At 72.1% G+C, this 17,289-nt stretch carries 15 protein-coding genes; 7 read left to right on the top strand and 8 right to left on the bottom strand.

Annotated features, from left to right (window positions below; translation table 11 throughout):
* Nucleotides 1-22: 22 nt before the first annotated feature.
* Both dapC and fdxA read right to left on the bottom strand, forming a co-directional pair.
* On the bottom strand, nt 23-1,132 hold the full coding sequence (dapC, locus tag OG946_RS25475) for a succinyldiaminopimelate transaminase (protein WP_326798331.1): 1,110 nt from the start codon (nt 1,130-1,132) through the stop codon (nt 23-25).
* Nucleotides 1,133-1,232: 100 nt separating this feature from the next.
* Nucleotides 1,233-1,559 (bottom strand): ferredoxin, encoded by a 327-nt coding sequence (fdxA, locus tag OG946_RS25470; RefSeq protein WP_027754067.1) that lies wholly within the window; start codon nt 1,557-1,559, stop codon nt 1,233-1,235.
* Between the two features lie 111 nt (nt 1,560-1,670).
* Between fdxA and OG946_RS25465 the strand changes: the two genes are divergently transcribed.
* Both OG946_RS25465 and OG946_RS25460 read left to right on the top strand, forming a co-directional pair.
* On the top strand, nt 1,671-2,687 hold the full coding sequence (locus OG946_RS25465; RefSeq protein ID WP_326798330.1) for a GNAT family N-acetyltransferase: 1,017 nt from the start codon (nt 1,671-1,673) through the stop codon (nt 2,685-2,687).
* Nucleotides 2,688-3,006: 319 nt separating this feature from the next.
* Nucleotides 3,007-3,876 carry a transglutaminase-like domain-containing protein gene (locus tag OG946_RS25460; protein ID WP_326798329.1) on the top strand — a complete coding sequence of 290 codons (870 nt, stop codon included), beginning with the start codon at nt 3,007-3,009 and terminating at the stop codon, nt 3,874-3,876.
* Between the two features lie 79 nt (nt 3,877-3,955).
* On the opposite strand, the gene OG946_RS25455 is transcribed toward OG946_RS25460, so the two are convergent.
* The 5 genes from OG946_RS25455 to OG946_RS25435 all read right to left on the bottom strand — a co-directional run bounded on the left by OG946_RS25455 (nt 3,956) and on the right by OG946_RS25435 (nt 10,199).
* The gene (locus OG946_RS25455) at nt 3,956-5,092 is read right to left on the bottom strand and encodes an ABC transporter ATP-binding protein (RefSeq protein ID WP_326798328.1); all 1,137 of its coding nucleotides are present in this window, start codon (nt 5,090-5,092) and stop codon (nt 3,956-3,958) included.
* A 14-nt stretch (nt 5,093-5,106) separates the two neighbouring features.
* Nucleotides 5,107-6,168 (bottom strand): ABC transporter ATP-binding protein, encoded by a 1,062-nt coding sequence (locus tag OG946_RS25450; protein ID WP_326798327.1) that lies wholly within the window; start codon nt 6,166-6,168, stop codon nt 5,107-5,109.
* A gap of 10 nt (nt 6,169-6,178) precedes the next feature.
* Nucleotides 6,179-7,156, bottom strand: coding sequence for an ABC transporter permease (locus OG946_RS25445; RefSeq protein ID WP_326798326.1), 978 nt, complete (start codon nt 7,154-7,156; stop codon nt 6,179-6,181).
* A 101-nt stretch (nt 7,157-7,257) separates the two neighbouring features.
* Nucleotides 7,258-9,057 (bottom strand): ABC transporter substrate-binding protein, encoded by a 1,800-nt coding sequence (locus OG946_RS25440; protein WP_442814480.1) that lies wholly within the window; start codon nt 9,055-9,057, stop codon nt 7,258-7,260.
* An 89-nt stretch (nt 9,058-9,146) separates the two neighbouring features.
* The gene (locus OG946_RS25435) at nt 9,147-10,199 is read right to left on the bottom strand and encodes an ABC transporter permease (protein WP_326798325.1); all 1,053 of its coding nucleotides are present in this window, start codon (nt 10,197-10,199) and stop codon (nt 9,147-9,149) included.
* 487 nt (nt 10,200-10,686) lie between these two features.
* Here OG946_RS25435 and OG946_RS25430 point away from each other — a divergent pair, with 487 nt between their 5' ends.
* The 5 genes from OG946_RS25430 (at nt 10,687) to OG946_RS25410 (ending at nt 16,030) form a co-directional block, all read left to right on the top strand.
* Nucleotides 10,687-11,655, top strand: a complete 969-nt coding sequence (locus tag OG946_RS25430) for a hypothetical protein (RefSeq protein WP_326798324.1) — start codon at nt 10,687-10,689, stop codon at nt 11,653-11,655.
* 186 nt (nt 11,656-11,841) lie between these two features.
* The gene (locus OG946_RS25425; protein ID WP_101421759.1) at nt 11,842-12,036 is read left to right on the top strand and encodes a hypothetical protein; all 195 of its coding nucleotides are present in this window, start codon (nt 11,842-11,844) and stop codon (nt 12,034-12,036) included.
* 39 nt (nt 12,037-12,075) lie between these two features.
* Entirely contained in the window at nt 12,076-12,972 is an 897-nt protein-coding gene (mshB, locus tag OG946_RS25420) for an N-acetyl-1-D-myo-inositol-2-amino-2-deoxy-alpha-D-glucopyranoside deacetylase (protein WP_326798323.1), read from the top strand.
* Entirely contained in the window at nt 12,969-13,637 is a 669-nt protein-coding gene (locus OG946_RS25415; RefSeq protein WP_326798322.1) for a DUF6113 family protein, read from the top strand. The genes mshB and OG946_RS25415 overlap by 4 nt, the downstream gene beginning before the upstream one ends.
* Before the next feature lie 293 nt (nt 13,638-13,930).
* The gene (locus tag OG946_RS25410; RefSeq protein ID WP_326798321.1) at nt 13,931-16,030 is read left to right on the top strand and encodes a hypothetical protein; all 2,100 of its coding nucleotides are present in this window, start codon (nt 13,931-13,933) and stop codon (nt 16,028-16,030) included.
* A gap of 292 nt (nt 16,031-16,322) precedes the next feature.
* Here the strand turns inward: OG946_RS25410 and OG946_RS25405 are convergent, their stop codons facing one another.
* Nucleotides 16,323-17,267, bottom strand: a complete 945-nt coding sequence (locus OG946_RS25405; RefSeq protein ID WP_326798320.1) for a hypothetical protein — start codon at nt 17,265-17,267, stop codon at nt 16,323-16,325.
* Between the last annotated feature and the right edge of the window lie 22 nt (nt 17,268-17,289).

Here is a 17,289-nt window from a genome sequence, read left to right as displayed (position 1 = left end):
GGACGGCGGCGGCGCTACGGCGCTACGGAGCTCTCAGCCCCGCCAGCCGCTCCACGGCGGCGGCCACGCGCTCGTCGGTGGCCGTGAACGCGACCCGTACGAACCGCTCCCCCGCGGCCCCGTAGAACTCCCCCGGCGCCACCGCGATCCCCAGCTTCGCCAGCTCGGCGACCGTGTCCCAGCACGGCTCGTCCCGCGTCGCCCACAGATACAGCGACGCCTCGCTGTGTTCGATCCGGAAGCCCGCCCCCGTCAGCGCCTCGCGCAGCGCGGCCCGCCGGCGGGCGTAGCGCTCGCGCTGCTCGGCCACGTGCCGCCCGTCGCCCAGCGCGGCGATCATCGCCTGCTGCACCGGCTTCGGCACCATCATCCCCGTGTGCTTGCGCACCGCGACCAGCTCGCGCACCACCGCCGCGTCGCCGCCGGCGAACCCGGCGCGATAGCCGGCCAGGTTGGAGCGCTTCGACAGCGAGTGGACGGCGAGCAGTCCCTCGTACGAGCCCTCGCTGACCGACGGGTGCAGCACGGACACCGGCTCGGTCTCCCAGCCCAGCTCCAGGTAGCACTCGTCGGAGGCGACCAGCACCCCGTGCGCCCGCGCCCACGCCACCGCGCGGCGCAGCTCGGCCGCGTCCATCGTGCGCCCGGTGGGGTTCGACGGGGTGTTGAGCCAGAGCAGCTTGACCCGCGCCGGGTCGAGGTCCGTGACCGGATCGGCGTACGTCACGGGCTCGGCCCGCGCCGTCAGCGCCCCGATCTCGTACGTCGGATAGGCCAGCCGCGGATACGCGACCTGGTCCCCCGGCTCCAGCCCCAGCAGCGTCGGCAGCCAGCCGACCAGCTCCTTGGTGCCGATCGCCGGCAGCACCGCGTCCGGCCCGATCGCCGCCCCGAGCCGCCGGCCGAACCAGCCGGCGATGGCCTCGCGCAGCGCCGGGGTGCCCCAGGCGAGCGGGTAGCCGGGGCTGTCGGCGGCGTCCGCGAGCGCGGCCCTGACCACCTCGGGAACGGGGTCGACGGGGGTGCCGACGGACAGGTCGACGATGCCGCCGGGATGAGCGGCGGCGGCGGTCTTGTACGGCTCCAGCCGGTCCCAGGGGAAGACGGGCAGCCGGGAGGTGACGGGTCGCACTCTCACTGTCCTCAATCGACGCAACAGCCCCCGCCGATCAGCCCGGGGCCGACGGGGCGGGGGCAATGCGTATCGCCGTGGTACTCGGTCCTGCGCGTGCTTACTCGTCGTGCTCCTGCGGCGGGAGGGCCGCCACGATCGGGTGGTCCCGCTCGATGAGGCCGAGCTTCGAGGCGCCACCGGGCGAACCGAGGTCGTCGAAGAACTCGACGTTCACCTTGTAGTAGTCCTTCCACTCCTCCGGAGTGTCGTCCTCGTAGAAGATCGCCTCCACGGGGCAGACCGGCTCGCAAGCACCGCAGTCGACGCACTCGTCCGGGTGGATGTACAAGAACCTCTGGCCCTCGTAGATGCAGTCGACGGGGCACTCCTCAATGCAGGCCTTGTCCTTGAGGTCCACACAAGGCTCTGCGATGACGTAGGTCACGCTGTCGTTCCTCCTCGATCAGGCTGGCGGCGCGGGAGCGCGGCGTGTCGATGCCCGCACCTAGTATCTCCGTTCCCGGGCACGGAGCGAACAAGAGGGGCGTGGAGAGCTGTGGAATTCACCACTGGGGCGCGGCTCGAAATCCGTATCACCCACGCTGACGTGGGAAAACGCGTTTCGGTACGGCGACTGACAGATGCCTGCGAGGGGGACGCGCGGTTCACCGACGCGGTCGGTGTGCTCACATCGTGGGACGCCGGCGAACTGCGTCTCACCAGGCGGAACGGCCAGGTCGTCCGGATCCCGGAGGCCGCGGTGGTGGCGGCGAAGGTCGTACCGGCCGCTCCGGCGCGGCGGCGCGGGCCTGCGGCGACGGCGGCGGAGCTGACCCGGGTGGCGGCGCGGGGCTGGCCGCCGGTGGAGAGCGAACGGCTGGGCGACTGGACGCTGCGGGCCTCGGCCGGCTTCACGAGCCGGGCCAACTCGGTGCTGCCGCTGGGCGACCCCGGGCTGCCGCTGGACGCGGCGCTGGCGCGGGTGACGCGATGGTACGGGGAGCGGGGGCTGCCGGCGCTGGTGCAGGTCGCGACGGGCGCGGCGGACACGGCGGAGCCGCTGGCGGCGGAGCTGGACGCGCGCGGCTGGACGGTGCGGCGGTCGGCGCTGATGCAGGTCGGCGAGCTGGCGCCGGTGGCGGACCGGGGAGAGGCGGGGCGGGTGGAGCTGTCCCGTACGACGTCGGCGGCGTGGTTCTCGCTCTACAACCGGGCGGCGGAGCTGACGCCTGCCGCCCGTACGGTGCTGGAGGGCGGCCCGTCGGTGTGGTTCGCGACGGTCCAGGACCCGTCCGGCACCGTGGACCCGTCCGGGACCCCGGCGGCGATCGGCCGCTGCGTGGTCGACGGCCGCTGGGCGGGCTTCGCGGCGGTCGAGGTCGCCCCGGCCCACCGCCGCCGCGGCCTGGCCACGGCGGTGATGGCGGCCCTCGCCACCCGCGCCCTGGAGGAGGGCGCCTCGGCGGCGTACCTCCAGGTGGAACCGGACAACACCGCAGCCCTGTCCCTCTACAACGCCCTGGACTTCACCACCCACCACACCTACCACTACCGCCACCAGCCCACGTCGTAGCGGACAGGAGGCGGGGCGCCGCCGCGGCTGAGCAGGCGGTGAGGCCGACCCTGCGGGTGGAGCAGCAAGTGAGCGGAGCGAACCCCGCGGGCAGGCGGCACGGGCCGCCCTGCGGCACGCCGCAGGCGTCGACGCCACGGCCCCGACTCTCCACAACCTCAGGCCGGCCGGAGGCAGGAGATCCGCCACCGCCCGAACGGTCCCTCCATCAGCCCAGGCCGCCCCGCGGGAGCACCCGCGGTGCCCCACCGCCTCCTTCCTTCACACCCGTCGCACGTTTGCGCGGGACGTACTCCCTGTTGCGTCGCACAATGGGGGCATGAGTACGTCCGGAGTCGATCACCGGGCCCGGTTCGCGGAGGAGGCGCGCGTGCCGCGGCCCGATCTCGCGCTGCTCTGTCTGCTCGTCGGGGCCGAGACCGATCCCGGGCTCGACGAGCGCGGCATCGACGCCGTGCAGATCGAGCTGGACGAGCTGGCCGGGCAGTTGCCGTACGCGCCCGGCGGGCCCCGCGCGTGGGCGCGGGCCGCCGCGGAGCTGCTCGGGGAGCGGTACGGGTTCCACGGGACGCCCGGCGACTACCGGCGGCTGGAGTCGTCCCAACTGCACGAGGTCCTGCGCCGCCGCCGCGGGCTGCCGATCATGCTCTCCGTGATCTGGATGGAGGTCGCCCGCCGCGCCGGCGCCCCGGTGTACGGCGTGGCCCTCCCCGGGCACTTCGTCGTCGGCTTCGGCCCGTCCCCCGCCGGACAGCCCCTCACCGGCCACCCCGCCGCGGGCGGCCCCGTCCTCGCCGATCCCTTCGACGGCGGCCGGCTCCTCTCCCCCGCCGACGCCGAGCTGCTCGTCGCCGAGGCCACCGGCGGCGAGCCGCTGTCGCCCGCGATGCTCGTCCCCGCAGATCCGCTCGCCATCGTGCTGCGCATCCTCAACAACATCCGCGCCTGGGCCGCCCGCCGTCCCGAGCAGTCCGACGTGCAGCTCGCCGCCGTCGAGCTGGCCCTGCTGCTCCCCAGCCACCCCGCCCGGCTGCGCCACGAGCGCGCCCAGCTCCTCATCGCCCGCGGCGACTTCGTCACCGGGGCGGCGGAGCTGGAGGAGTACGCCTCGGTGATCGCGGCGATGGAGCCGCAGGCCGCCGACAACCTGCGCCGCCAGGCCCGCGCCGCCCGCGCCCGTCTCAACTGACAGTGAGGATTGGCCACGCCCGTACCAGCACGGAGGCCGGTGCCCCGGGCACCGGCCTCCATCACTGACGACGTACGGGCTACTCCTTCACCGGAGCCGCGCTCGAACCTTCCTCCAGCGCGGCCAGCGCCTTGTCCAGGATGACCTCTTCATCCCGCTCCACCGTCGGCTCCTCGGGGAAGTGGCACGCGGTCAGGTGCCCCGCGTTGTTGCCGCCGATCTGCACCAGCGGCGGCTCCTTCTCCGCGCACACGTCCTGCGCCTTCCAGCACCGGGTACGGAACCGGCACCCCGACGGCGGGTTGATCGGCGACGGCACGTCGCCCGCCAGCCGGATGCGCTCCCGCGGCGTCTCGTCCTCGTCGTCCGAGAGGGTGGCCTCCGGCACGGCCGAGAGCAGGGCGTGGGTGTACGGGTGCCGCGGCCGGGTGTAGATGTCGTCCCGGGGGCCGATCTCGACGATCTTCCCCAGGTACATGACCGCGACGCGCTGCGAGAAGTGCCGCACGACCGCCAGGTCGTGCGCGATGAAGAGGAACGCGATGCCCATCTCCCGCTGCAGCTCCTGCAGCAGGTTGACGACCTGCGCCTGGATCGACACGTCCAGCGCCGAGACCGGCTCGTCCGCCACGATCAGCTTCGGCTTCAGCGCCAGCGCCCGCGCGACCCCGATGCGCTGCCGCTGGCCGCCGGAGAACTCGTGCGGGAAGCGGTTGTAGTGCTCGGGGTTGAGGCCGACGGTCTCCAGCAGCTCGCGGACCCGCTTCTCCCGCCCGCCGGGCGGGGTGATCCCGTTGACCTCCATCGGGCTGCTGATGATGGTGCCGACGGTCTGCCGGGGGTTCAGCGACGAGTACGGGTCCTGGAAGATCATCTGGATCTCGGACCTGATCGGCGCCAACTGCTTGCGCTTGGCGTACGTGATGTCCTGGCCGCGGTACGTGATCTTGCCGCCGGTCGGCTCCAGCAGCCGCGTGAGCAGCCGCCCGGTCGTCGACTTGCCGCAGCCGGACTCGCCGACCAGGCCGAGGCTTTCGGCCGCGCGTACCTCCAGGTCGATGCCGTCGACCGCCTGCACCGCGCCGACCCGCCGTTTGATCGGGAAGCCGCCCATGATCGGGAAGTGCTTCGTGAGCCCCTCCGCGGTGAGCAGTTCCTCGCCGGCCGTGGTCGGGGTGTCGTCCCGGGGGCCGGGGAGGGTGAGTTCTTTGCTCATGGTGGTCAGTCTCCCTAGCCCAGCCGGGGCTTGATCTGCTCGATGAAGATGTCCTGCTTCTGCCCGGCGCTCAGATGGCAGGCGGCCCCGCGTCCTTCGGGCAGCGCCGGCCGGTCCGTACGGCAGGCCGCGCCGCCCACCTCGCCGGTGAAGCCGCACCGCGGGTGGAACGGGCAGCCCGGCGGCGGGCTCAGCAGGCTGGGCGGGGAGCCCTTGATCGGCGTGAGCGGGGTGTTCACGTCCGAGGACAGCCGCGGCATGCTGCTCAGCAGGCCCCAGGTGTACGGGTGCTGCGGCTTGCGCAGCACCTCGCGGGTGGTGCCCCGCTCCACGGCGCGCCCCGCGTACATCACCAGGATGTCGTCCGCGACGTTCGCGATGACGCCGAGGTCGTGGGTGATGAAGACGATCGCGGAGCCGAACTCGTCCTGGAGGTCCCTGATCAGGTCGAGGATCTGCGCCTGCACGGTCACGTCGAGCGCGGTGGTCGGCTCGTCGGCGATCAGCAGGTCGGGGTTGCAGACGAGCGCCATCGCGATCATGGCGCGCTGCCGCATGCCGCCGGAGAACTGGTGCGGGTAGTCGTCCGCGCGCAGCTTGGCGTTGGGGATGCCGACCTTGTCCAGCATCTCCACGGCCCGCGCGTGCGCCTCGCGCTTGGAGACGCCCATGTGCTTGCGGTACGGCTCGGCGATCTGCCGGCCGACCGTGTAGAAGGGCGAGAGCGCGGTCAGCGGATCCTGGAAGATCATCGCCATCTTGTTGCCGCGCAGCTTCTCCAGCTTGCGCTCGGGCGCGCCGATCAGCTCCTCGCCGTCGAGGCTGATGGAGCCCTCGATGTTGGTGAACATCTGGTTGTGCAGGCCCAGCACGGTCAGGTTGGTGACCGACTTGCCGGAGCCGGACTCGCCGACGATGCCCAGGGTCTTGCCGCGCGCGACGTCGAAGGAGAGACCGTCGACGGCCTTGACGACGCCGTCCTCGGTGGTGAACTGCACGCGCAGGTCCTGCACCGAGAGGAAGGCACCGCCCGCGGACGGCGCGGAGCCTTCCGATTCCTTGGTCAGGGTGGTCACTGCTCTTCTCCTAGGACAGACGGATGCGCGGGTCGATGAAGGCGTACGCCGCATCGACGATGACGTTCATGAGGATGATCATGGTGGACGAGAACAGCAGGATGCCCATGAGCACCGGCAGGTCCGCCTTGAACACGGAATCGATGGAAAGCTGGCCCAGACCCGGCAGCGAGAAGGTGAACTCGGTGATGATCGCGCCGCCCAGCAGCGAGCCGAGGTCGATGCCGAAGATCGTGACGACCGGGATCAGGGCGCCGCGCCAGGCGTAGCGGAAGAAGACCGTGCCCCCGGACATGCCCTTGGCCTTGGCCGTTCTGACGTGTTCCTCCTGCAGTTGCTCGATCATCGTAGACCGCACCATACGGGTGTAGTTCGACGCGAAGATCGTGGAGAGCACCGCCCAGGGCAGGATCAGTCCGACCGCCCATTTCCATGGATTGTCGGTGAAGGCGTTGTACGCCGGGTCGCCGAAGAGTCCGGTGCTGTACACCAGCGCCCACAGCACGAGCGGGCCGATGAAGTAGATCTGCAGCGAGCCGATGATCAGCGAGCTGCCGCTGACGAACTTGTCGAGCACCGTGCCGCGCCGCCAGGCGGCGACCATGCCGGCCCCGACGCCGAAGAAGAGGAAGACGATGGCCGCGCCGATGGTGAGCGACAGCGTGGTGGGGAAGCGGTCCTGGATGAGGGTCAGGACGTTCTCGTCGTGCACGAACGAGCGGCCCAGGCAGGGCGCCGGGCATTCGCCCGTCGGGAAGGAACGGCCGGCGAAGATGCCGGAGAGGAAGTTCCAGTACTGCACGGGAACGGGGTCATCGAGGCCGAGGGCCCTGCGGATCAGCTCCAGGTTCTCCGGAGTGCACTTCTCGCCGCAGGAGATGCGGGCGGGGTCACGCGGGATGGCGAAGAACAGGAAGAAACAGACCGCGCTGAGGATCAGCAGGATGATCAATGCGCCGATTGTCCGGCGAATCAGGAAACGAAGCATGACTGTGGGCTGCTTTCGAAGGACAAAGCGGCGACGTGGGTTGAAGGGTGGTGCGCGGGGGCCCGCCGATCGGGCGGGCCCCCGCGTACCGGTGGTGGTGCCTACTGCTTGAGGTAGATCTTGCGCAGGTCGATGTCACCGATGACGTCGTCGTACTGCACGCCGCCGATGTTCGAGCCGTAGAGCTGGATCTGCTTGTAGTACGTCATGGGGATGTTGGAGATCAGGTCCTCCACCACGTACTGCGAGAGCTTGTTCCACTCCTTGGCCGCCTCGGCCGGGTCCGTGATCTTCTGGATCCGGTCGATCTCGGAGTTGACGTGCTCGTCGTTGGTGTGCGAGTAGTTCGACGAGCCGTCCTGGATCTGCCGGCCGTCGTACAGCGGCGGAACCACGGTGCTGGCGGACGGCCAGTCGGCGCCCCACGCGCTCACGTACATGTCGAACTCGTTCTCGACGAGACCGATCTGGTCGTAGTACGTCTCGGCCGCGATCTCCTTGCGCTGGACGTCGAAGCCCGCTTCCTCCAGGGTCTTCTCCATCGTGGGCGAGTAGTTCTGGCCCTCGGGGGTGTTGATGTAGCCCCAGGTGAGCTTGTAACCGGTCTCGCCGGCCTCTTCCAGGATCTTCTTGGCCGCGGCCGGGTCACCCAGCGGCTTCTTCAGCTTGCCGAAGGGGTCGTAGCCCTCCTCGTAGCCGGAGACGGTCGGGCTGATCAGACCGCCGGCCAGCTCCTGGCCCTGCGGACCGCCGAAGGCCTGCTGGTAGGGCTGGATCGGCAGGGCGTACGCGATGGCCTCGCGGACCTTCTTGTTCTTGACCCGGTCCATGTTGATGGCCATCTGGGCGACGTACGGCTGGTAGCCGTTGACCGAGCGCTTCTGGGCCTCGGCGTCCTTGTTCAGCTTCGGCAGCGTGGCGGCGTCCACGTTGTTGGTGAAGCTGATCGAGTTCTTGTTCGCACCCTTGTCCGCCATCAGCCGCTCGGCCGAGGTCTCGAACTGGATGTTGAACGTGATCTCGTACTTGTCCGGGTAGGCGTTCCGCGTCGAGTCGGTCGCCGGGTCCCAGTGCTCGTTCTTGACCAGCGTCATCGACTTGCCGGTCTTGAAGGACTCGATCTTGTACGGGCCCGCCGTCATCGGGTCCTTGTCGTACTTCTCCTGGGTGTCCTTCGCCTCGGAGACCATCGAGTAGCCCGGCATCGCCAGGGCGTACGGGAGGTCGGGCTTCGGGTCCTTGAACTTGAAGACGATGGTCTTGTCGTCCGGCGTCTCCAGGACGGAGTCCGGCAGGTGGTCACCCTTGTACGGACCGTCGGGCAGCAGCTTGCGGTACTCGGTGCCCGGCACGTTGGCCAGCCACTGCTGGATGTAGACCGGGCCGTCGTTGATGAACTCGGCGAACTGCCGCTCGAAGGTGTGCCGGACGTCGGCTGACGTGATGTCCGTGCCGTCGGCCCACTTGATGTTGTCCTTGAGCGTGTACGTCCAGGTGCGGCCGCCGTCGGAGGGCTTGCCGCTGTCCGTGGCGAGGTCGCCGACGAGGGTCTGCTTGCCGTTGAAGTCGGCCTTGTAGCCGGTCAGGCCACGGTGGATCAGCCGCGCCAGGGCGCCCTCGTCCGAGACGTATATCTGTCCCGGGTCGAGGTGCGCGTAGCTGTCGCGCTGCATGACGGGGATCGTGCCGCCCTCCTGGGCGCCCTTCACCTCGGCAGCCGGCCCGGTGGACGCCTTGGCGTCACCGAACGGTATCTGCGCCTGCTGCTCCGCCGCCTTCTTCTTGTCGTCCTGCTGCGAGTCGGTGTTCTCCGAGCCGCTGCTGCAGCCGCTCAGGGCCAAGGCCCCGGCTGCGAGCGCCGCCACCACGGCGTGCGATCTGCGTACACCCCTGATAGTCACTGTCTACCACCCTGTCTGTCGGTCTTGACTTGCTGTGTGCGTGTTCACACCCGTGCCACGGCGGTCGCACCCTGGCGGCGGTACGAACGTCAGCGCGCGGCCTTCGGATCGAACGCGTCGCGGACGGAGTCCCCCAGCAGGTTGAAGGCGACCACGAAGATCACGATGGCGACGCCGGGGAAGAACATGAACGTGGGAACGGTTTCGGACACGTCCGCGGCCCGGGCGAACATCAGCCCCCAGTCGGGGGTCGGGTTCACCAGGCCGACGCCGAGGAACGACAGTCCCGCGGCGTTCGTCACGACGAGCGGCAGCTCGAAGGTTCCCTGCACGAGGATGGGGGTGACGAGGTTCGGCAGCATCTCCTTGCGGATGATTCGCCAGTTCGACGCCCCGCTCACCTTGGCGGCCTCGACGAACTCGCGCTCACGCATCGACAGCGCGACACCGCGCACGATGCGCGCCATGCGCATCCAGTTCAGCGCCGCGAGCACCCCGATGAGGACCGCAATACGCAGCCAGGTCGGCGTCGCGTCCTCGGGAGCGACGAACATCGCGGTGATGACGGGCATGAACGCCACGAAGAACAACTGGCTCGGGAAGGCCAGCATCAGGTCGGTGAACCGGCCGATCAGCGTGTCGGTACGACCGCCGGTGAAGCCTGCGGCCACGCCCAGCAGGACGCCGATGCCGACGGTGAGGATCGTCACCGCGACGGCGATGGCCAGCGAGGTGCGGATGCTGTAGATCAGCAGCGTGAAGACGTCGCGGCCGAGGATGGGTTCGAGGCCGAACCAGAACTCGCCGCTGATGCCGCCGTTGGGCTTGATCGGATAGCCGAGAGCGTCGAACAGCTCGGGCTTGCCGGTGGCCGAGTTGTACAGCGTGTACGGCGACTTCCCGTACAGCTTCGCGATCAGCGGAGCGAAGATCGCGATCAGCACGAAGAAACCGACGACATACGCGGATATGACCCCCGCGCGGTCGCGCTTGAAGCGCTGCCACATGAGCTGACCGGGCGATTTGCCGATGTGTTCGGCAGTCTGCTGCCCACCAGGGCCGGCCGAACCCCGCTCGAGTCCTGCGGGGTCGTACGGTGCGCCTTTGGGCGCCTCCGCGATGGCCGGGACCGGACTGTCCATAGGTGATTGCTCCCGAACCGGGTGTGCCGCAGCGCCCGTGCACGCTGCGGTGGTTGACCGGACTTTCGCAACCGATTCATCCCCCAGTCAAGGGGGTGACGGGGGAAGCTGAGGTGCGGAATCGCTTCTTGAGCGTATGTTTTGCAGATTGAGGTCCGTACGTGCTTGACAAGACGCCTTAGTGACCGACATGTCCGACATATCGCATCGAAGGTCGTTAACACGTCGGCAACCCGTCTGTCGCCTCACCGATATACGAACGCGGCACTCTGGGGAGCGTACGGCCGTGCGGGTGCCGTCCCCCGGCCGGGTCCGGTCTGCGCGCCGGATCCGGCCGGGATCAGGGCCGCCGGCCGCCGCCGCCGGGCGGGTCTTGCCGGAGGTGTTGTCCGGGGCTGCGGAGAGGTGTAGACCTGGGTGCCGTGTGGGCCCAAAAGGCGCACGGTTGCGTATCGGGGGTCTTCCGGCGATGGAACAAGGACACATATTGGGGCGCGGCGCACGCGTCTTCGGTGCCGTGTGCTGCGCGCTCCTCGCTCTGCTCTCGCTCCTGTGGATCGGCCGCGACGTCGATGTCGCGGCGAGCCTGCCCGACCTGTGGTGGTCCTGGGCGGGCTCCCCCGATGCCGCCCCCGAGAGCCACTGGGGCACCTCTCTCTACGACCCCGTCCTCGTCGGCGTGTACGCCGTCGCCGGAATCACCGCCCTGCACTCCACCGCCGCCGCGGGCGCCCTCGCCACGGCCGGCGCGGCCACGATCCTGCTGCGCGCCCCCGCGCTGTGGTCGCTGACCGCCGGCTGGATGCAGGGCGTCGACCAGGACCTGCGCAACCGCGCGCTGCTCTCCACCGGCGTCGCCGTCACGCTCGGCGCGGTGCTGCTGATCTCCGTCGCCGCCGGCCGGCGGCCCGCGGAGGCCACCGGCGCCGACTACCTGCTGCCCGACGAGCAGCCGCCGCGCCGGCCCGCCCGCGGGGCCGCGGCGACCGGCATGGTCTTCCTCGCCGTCGCCGCGCTGGCGTTCGTGGCGTGGGAGCTGCGCGAGGCCGCACGCACCGGCTGGGACGCTTACGGCAACCGGCTCACCGGCGAGTACACGTCGTGGGCGCTGCTCCAGCCCCCGCTCGCGTACGGGAAGTGGGCGACCGCCGCGGTGTGCTTCGTCGCCGCCGTGGCCGCCGCCAAGCGCGCCCCGCTCTCCCGCCCGCTGGGCATGACGGCCGGCGCGTTCGTGCTGGGCTGGGGCGCGGCCGACACCTCCCGGTATCTGGAGGACGAGGTCTTCGAGAACTTCGGCGCCCTCGGCATGGAGCACCAGTTGGAGGCGAGCACCGGAATCGGGCTGCTGCTCGCCGGCTTCGTGATCCTCTTCGCGCTCGCCGGACGCGGGGAGCGCGACCCCGTGGCGGAGCCCCTCTCCCGCTGGCAGGAACCTTCCTCCCAGCCCCCCTGGTGACGGCCCGCTCCACCGCTCTCCGGCCCTCCGGCCACCCCTTCGCGACGGCCTCCCGCGTGCGACCCCTTCATGCGCCGGTGCGCCGAACGATGCACGGGCACCGATAGTTATGATGCGTGCGCGCGACGGGCATGCATCACGTGGCCCGTCAGATGACCCGACCGCAGGTCCCGGGAGGTGAGCCGAATGGCTCTGTCGATCTCGCTAGTGCTGCTGCTCGCGATCATCGTCTACTTGCTCATCAAGAAGAGTGGCCTGAAGGGCGGGCACGCTGTCGTGTGCATCCTGCTGGGCTTCTACCTCGCAAGTTCGTCCATGGCGCCGACGATCGACGATGTGACACAGAACGTGGCAGGGATGATCGAGAGCATCGATTTCTGACCCGGGGGGGCCTTCCGCACACTCGTCTAGGCTTCCTCCATGAGCAGGGAGCTTCCGCCGCGCAGGCTGCTGCTGGTGCATGCGCATCCGGACGACGAGACGATCACCACCGGCGCCACCATGGCGCGGTACGCCGCCGAGGGCGCCCTCGTCACCCTGGTGACGTGCACCCGGGGCGAGGAGGGCGAGGTCATTCCGCCCGCCCTGGACCATCTGGGACCCGGGCGTGACGACGCGCTCGGCGCCCACCGGGCCGGCGAACTCGCGGCGGCCATGCGGGCGTTGGGCGTCACCGACCACCGCTTCCTGGGCGGCCCCGGGCGGTTCCGCGATTCGGGCATGCTGGGCCTCGACCAGAACGGGCGCCCCGGTACGTTCTGGTCGGCCGGCGTCGACGAGGCGGCGGGGCTGCTGGTGCCGGTGATCCGCGAGGTACGCCCCCAGGTGCTGGTCACCTATGACCCGCGAGGCGGCTACGGACACCCCGATCACGTCCAGGCCCACCGCGTCGCCACGCGCGCGGCGGAGCTGGCCGCGGCCGCGTCGTACGACGCGGACCCCGCCGAGCCGTGGGCGGTGGCCCGTATCTACTGGACCTGCGTCGCGCGCAGCGCGGCGGAGAAGGGCCTCGCCGAACTGGCCGCCGCCGGCCACCCCTTCCCCGGTACCGCGGCCGTCGCGGACCTGCCGGGTGTGGTGGACGACGGCGAGGTCACGGCCGCCGTGGCGGGGGGCGCGTACGCGGCGGCGAAGGCGCGGGCGATGGCGGCGCACGAGACGCAGATCACCGTGGCCGGCGGCGCCTTCGCGCTCTCCAACGGGCTGGGCCAGCCGATCCTGACCACCGAGCAGTTCCGGCTCGCCGGCGGCGCGGACGCCGCGCGGCGCGATCCGGGCGCGGTGGAGACCGACTTGTTCGCGGAGGTGGCGGCGTGAGCGCCAAGAAGCGGTCCGTACGCCCCAAGTCGGCCGCGAGCGGAGGAAATCCGGGCAACACGGGCGCCAACCGCGCCCGCGCGGGCGACGGCGGCGCGGCAAACGGACGTACGAGCCGCGGCGGGAGCGCGGGCGGCGGGAGCACCGGCGACAAGGGCGCGGGCAGCGAGGGCCGGAGCGCGGGCAGCGCCGACGGCAGGGGCGCGGAGAAGCGCGGCCGGGCCGGCGCGACCACCAAGAGCTCCCCCGCGCGCCGCCCCGCCGCCCCGCCGCCCGGCAGCGCCCTCGCGCGGCCGGTGACGCTCGGGCGCGTACTCACGTATCTGGCCGCCCTGGTGCTCGGCGGCCTCGTCGGGCTCGCCGGTTCACTCGTCCAGGCGGCCTGGTCACCGGGCGGCCTGCTGCTCGCCCTGGCCGCCGTCGGCGGGCTCTGCTACGGCGCCGGGGTGGCCACCGGGGGCCGCGCCGCGGGCTTCACGGCGGGCGGCGGCTGGTTCCTCGCGGTGATCGTCATCTCCCTCAACCGCCCCGAGGGCGACTTCGTCTTCGCCTCCGGACTCGGGCCGCAGCTCTTCCTCTTCGGCGGGATGCTGACCGCTGTGATCTGCACCACCCTGCCGCAGCTCCTCGCAGTTGCCGGACCGTCGTCCCGACTCCCCGAGTGACGTGCTCTGTTGGGCATCGGACGCTGTCAAGTACGCCTTCGCGCGGGTGGCCGAATGCGATTGTCGGGCCTCAGTGTCGGAGCGGACAAGTATGGTGGTGCGCGCCGCCGAGCTGCCCGCGGGTGCCATGACGGGCGGCGGAGCACTACGGGAGACCTGCCGTGAGCCGAGAGAATGACAGTCCGCCATCCGGTCCCGAGGGACGCGGCGACGCCGCGTATCCGTCGGGGACCCCGCCGTACGCGGGACCGGACACGCCGACCGCTGGGGGTACCGCCCACGCGCGCAGCGCTGTGGGGGAGCCCCCCGCGCCCGCTCCGGGCACGGGGGCGGGCCGGGACGGCGGCGCGGGCGTTCCCGCGACCGAGACGACGCTGACGACCCGGATCCGGATCAACATCCCCGGCTCCCGGCCGATCCCGCCCGTCGTGGTCCGCCAGCCCCTCGAAGCCGGGGCGGAGGAGCCCGACACCTCCGGTGCCGGCGTCCCCGCACCGGCGCCAGGACCGGCGGAGGCCGCCGCGGCGGCCGCGAACGGGCAGGACGGCGGTGGCGGCAGCGCCAAACCGCGCACGAGCGACTGGTTCGCGCCCCGCAAGGCGCCGAAGGACCCGGCGCCCGCCCAGGGCGCACCCGAGGCCGCACCGGCACCGCCGCCCGCGCAGCCCCCGATGACGCCGCCCTCGGGCCCCACGGGCACGACGGACGGCGCCGGGATGCAGTTCCCCGCCTTCGCGCCGCCCGGCGACGCCGGCGCACCCCTGGACACCCCGCCGGCCGGCGTCCCGCAGCCGCACCCGGCGCCCGGTGACACCGGCGCGGTGGACGTACCGGTGAGCGAGAGCGGCCACGGCTTCGCCGGGGACGACCCGGCCAACTCCCTGCCCGTACGCCCCACTCCGGCCGGCGGGACCCCGCGCGGCGGCCTCGGCGCACCGGGCGGCCCCGGCGGCCCGCCCGGGGGCGTGCCCTCGGGGCCGACTTCGGGCCCGGCCACCGGCAGCATGCCGCTCAAGCCCGCGGGACCGGCCGGCAGGCGTACGCTGCGCGGCTCCGCCGCGCCGCAGGTCCCCACCGGCGGCATGGGCGACACCGCCGTCGGCGGCATCCCCGCGGTGCCGCCGGGCCCGGACCCCGCTCCCGCCCATGGCGTGCCGCAGGGCCCCGGGCACACCCCGGCCCACGGCGTACCGCAGGCAGGACCGCAGGGCCCGGGTCCCGGGCACACCCCGGCGCACGGCCTCCCGCAGGCAGGCCCTCACGGCTCGCAGTACCCGCAAGAGGCCGCGCGTGTACCGGGGTTCAATCCGGCCGGGCAGCCGCCTCCCGGCGCCGCGCCGCCCCCCGGGCCCGTAGCCGCACCGGGCGGCGACGGGCCGCCCGTGCCGCCGCCCGCCCCGGCCTCCGCCGCCCGCTCCCGCTCCGGCAGCCCGTCGGGACGGGCCCGCGGCGACCGCAAGAAGCTCGCCGTCATGGCCGGCGCCGGCGTCTTCGGGGTGCTCTGCATCGCGTACGGCGCGGGGCTCGTCCTCAACAACGACGACGTGCCGAAGGGCACGACGGTCCTCGGCGTCGACATCGGCGGCAGCTCCCGCGACCAGGCGGTGGCCAAGCTCGACGCGGCCGTCGAGAAGCGCACGCAGGCGCCGATCGTGCTCCGCGTCGGCGACCAGGAGCAGAAGCTGACGCCGGAGTCGGCCGGCCTCGGCATCGACACCGCGGAGAGCGTCCGCTCGGCGATGGGCAGCGACTACAACCCGGTGTCCGTCATCGGCTCGCTCTTCGGCGGCTCCCGCGAGGTGGACCCGGCGATGGTCGACGACACCGACAAGCTGCGGGCCCAGTTGCAGGAGATCGCCGACGAGGCCGGCGGCGGCAGGGACGGCATGATCCGCTTCGTCGACGGCAAGGCCGTGCCCGTGAAGGGCGAGCCGCACGAGGCCGTGGACGTGGAGAAGTCCATGAGCGCGGTGCAGGAGGCGTTCGACGAGCGCGCGGCCGGCGGCGCGAACAAGCCGGTGACGCTGCCGGTCTCGCAGCAGGAGCCGGCCGTCAGCCAGACGGAGTTCGACACGGCGATGAACGGCTTCGCCGAGACGGCGATGTCCGGCAGTGTCTTCGTGGAGGCGGGCGACGCTTACATCGAGTTCAGCCCGGAGAACTCGATCTCGCAGTTCCTGACGATGCAGGCGACGCCGGACGGCAAGCTGGCGCCGAAGTTCGACCTGGAGAAGCTGGAGGAGCTGTACGGCAGCACCTTCGCCGGGCTCATGGTCCAGCGCGGCGACGGCAGCACGACGGAGATCACCCCGAACGACGTGGCGAGCGCCATGATGGGCCCGCTCCGCGAGACCGACCCGGACAAGCGGGTGGGGGTCATCGACATCGCGTGACCGCCGCGGGCGGTGACGTACGGGAACGGGCCCCGCGGCGCTGCCGCGGGGCCCGTCGTCGCTTGGGCGGACGCCTCAGGTCTAGGGCCTGTCATCAATCTCCCGTCTGCGGCGCGCCCCCTGGCACGCACGCTCGCCGCGTTGTCGGGATCGACCGAAGAGGCCCACTATGCGGTCGCCCCTCCGCCTTGCGAGCGCACGCACCAGACTCCCCCTACGCCCTGAGGGCGTGGGCAGTGCCCCCTGCGCCGCCCGCCCCTCCGGGCGAACGACGCGAGATCGACGACAGGCCCTAGGCGCGCCGCTTGCGGGCCACCACGAGGGCGCCGGTGCCGAGGGCGGCGAGGCCGCCGATGCCGGAGGCGAGCGGCAGCCAGATGTCGGCGCCGGCGTGGGGCAGTTGGTCGGGTTTCTTGCCCGCGTTGTCGTAGTCGGCGGGCGGGTTGTGGCTGTCGGGCGGCTCGAAGCCGTCGCCCTCCTCCTCCGCGCCGCCGCCGGGCGCGGGATGCTCCTCGTCCGGCGCGGGGGGCGCGGGTACGTCGGACGCCGGGGGCTCGGCGCCGGGGAGCACGGGCCCGGGGGCCTCGGCGTCGGGGGCGCCGGAACCGGGAGGTCCGGCGGCGGGGGGCGCATCCGCGGGGGGCTCGGCCGCGGGAGCTTCGACGTCGGGGGCCTCCGTGTCCGGGGCCTCCGTGTCCGGGGCCTCCGTGTCCGGGGCCTCCGTGTCCGGGGCCTCCGTGTCCGGGGCCTCCGTGTCGGGGAGTTCGGCGTCGGGGACTTCGGCCGGAGGGACCTCCGCCGGAGGGGCCTCGGCGTCTGGAACCTCCGCCTCCGGCACCTCGGCACCGGGCACCTCGGCACCGGACACCTCGGCACCGGGCACCTCACCCCCGTCGTGGCCCGGCTCGGCGGGCTCCGTACCCGGGCCGGACTCTCCGGCGCCGACGTCCTGGGCGCCGCCGGTCTCCGGCTCCTCGCAGTCGTCGTCCGGACCCCATGCCCCGGCCTTCTCCGCCTCGGCCTCAAGCTCCGCCTCCGCCGCCGCGAACCCGGCCTCGATGTCCTCCGCGGTGTCCGGGGCCTCCGCCCCGCCCCCGGGCTCGTGCGCCCCGGCCACCGGGCCCTCGGCCGCGTGGGCCTGCGGGAGGACGCCCGCGAGGGCGGGCCCCGCGCCCAGCGCGGCGGCGAGCAGCGCCCCGCTCAGCACGTGGGCGCGACGGCGTGACAAACACTTCATGGGTGTCCCTCTACTCGGTGAC

The organism is Streptomyces sp. NBC_01808, from assembly GCF_035917395.1.
In the GTDB taxonomy this organism is placed as follows: Bacteria; Actinomycetota; Actinomycetes; order Streptomycetales; family Streptomycetaceae; genus Streptomyces.
This window is presented reverse-complemented; position numbering and strand designations above follow the sequence as displayed.

Coding starts and splice junctions, on each gene's coding strand:
- OG946_RS25460 (WP_326798329.1), top strand. CDS start 3,007: ATGAGTACGTCCGGAGTCGATCACCGGGCCCGGTTCGCGGAGGAGGCG.
- OG946_RS25455 (WP_326798328.1), bottom strand. CDS start 5,092: ATGAGCAAAGAACTCACCCTCCCCGGCCCCCGGGACGACACCCCGACC.
- OG946_RS25445 (WP_326798326.1), bottom strand. CDS start 7,156: ATGCTTCGTTTCCTGATTCGCCGGACAATCGGCGCATTGATCATCCTG.
- OG946_RS25435 (WP_326798325.1), bottom strand. CDS start 10,199: ATGGACAGTCCGGTCCCGGCCATCGCGGAGGCGCCCAAAGGCGCACCG.
- OG946_RS25425 (WP_101421759.1), top strand. CDS start 11,842: ATGGCTCTGTCGATCTCGCTAGTGCTGCTGCTCGCGATCATCGTCTAC.
- mshB (WP_326798323.1), top strand. CDS start 12,076: ATGAGCAGGGAGCTTCCGCCGCGCAGGCTGCTGCTGGTGCATGCGCAT.
- OG946_RS25405 (WP_326798320.1), bottom strand. CDS start 17,267: ATGAAGTGTTTGTCACGCCGTCGCGCCCACGTGCTGAGCGGGGCGCTG.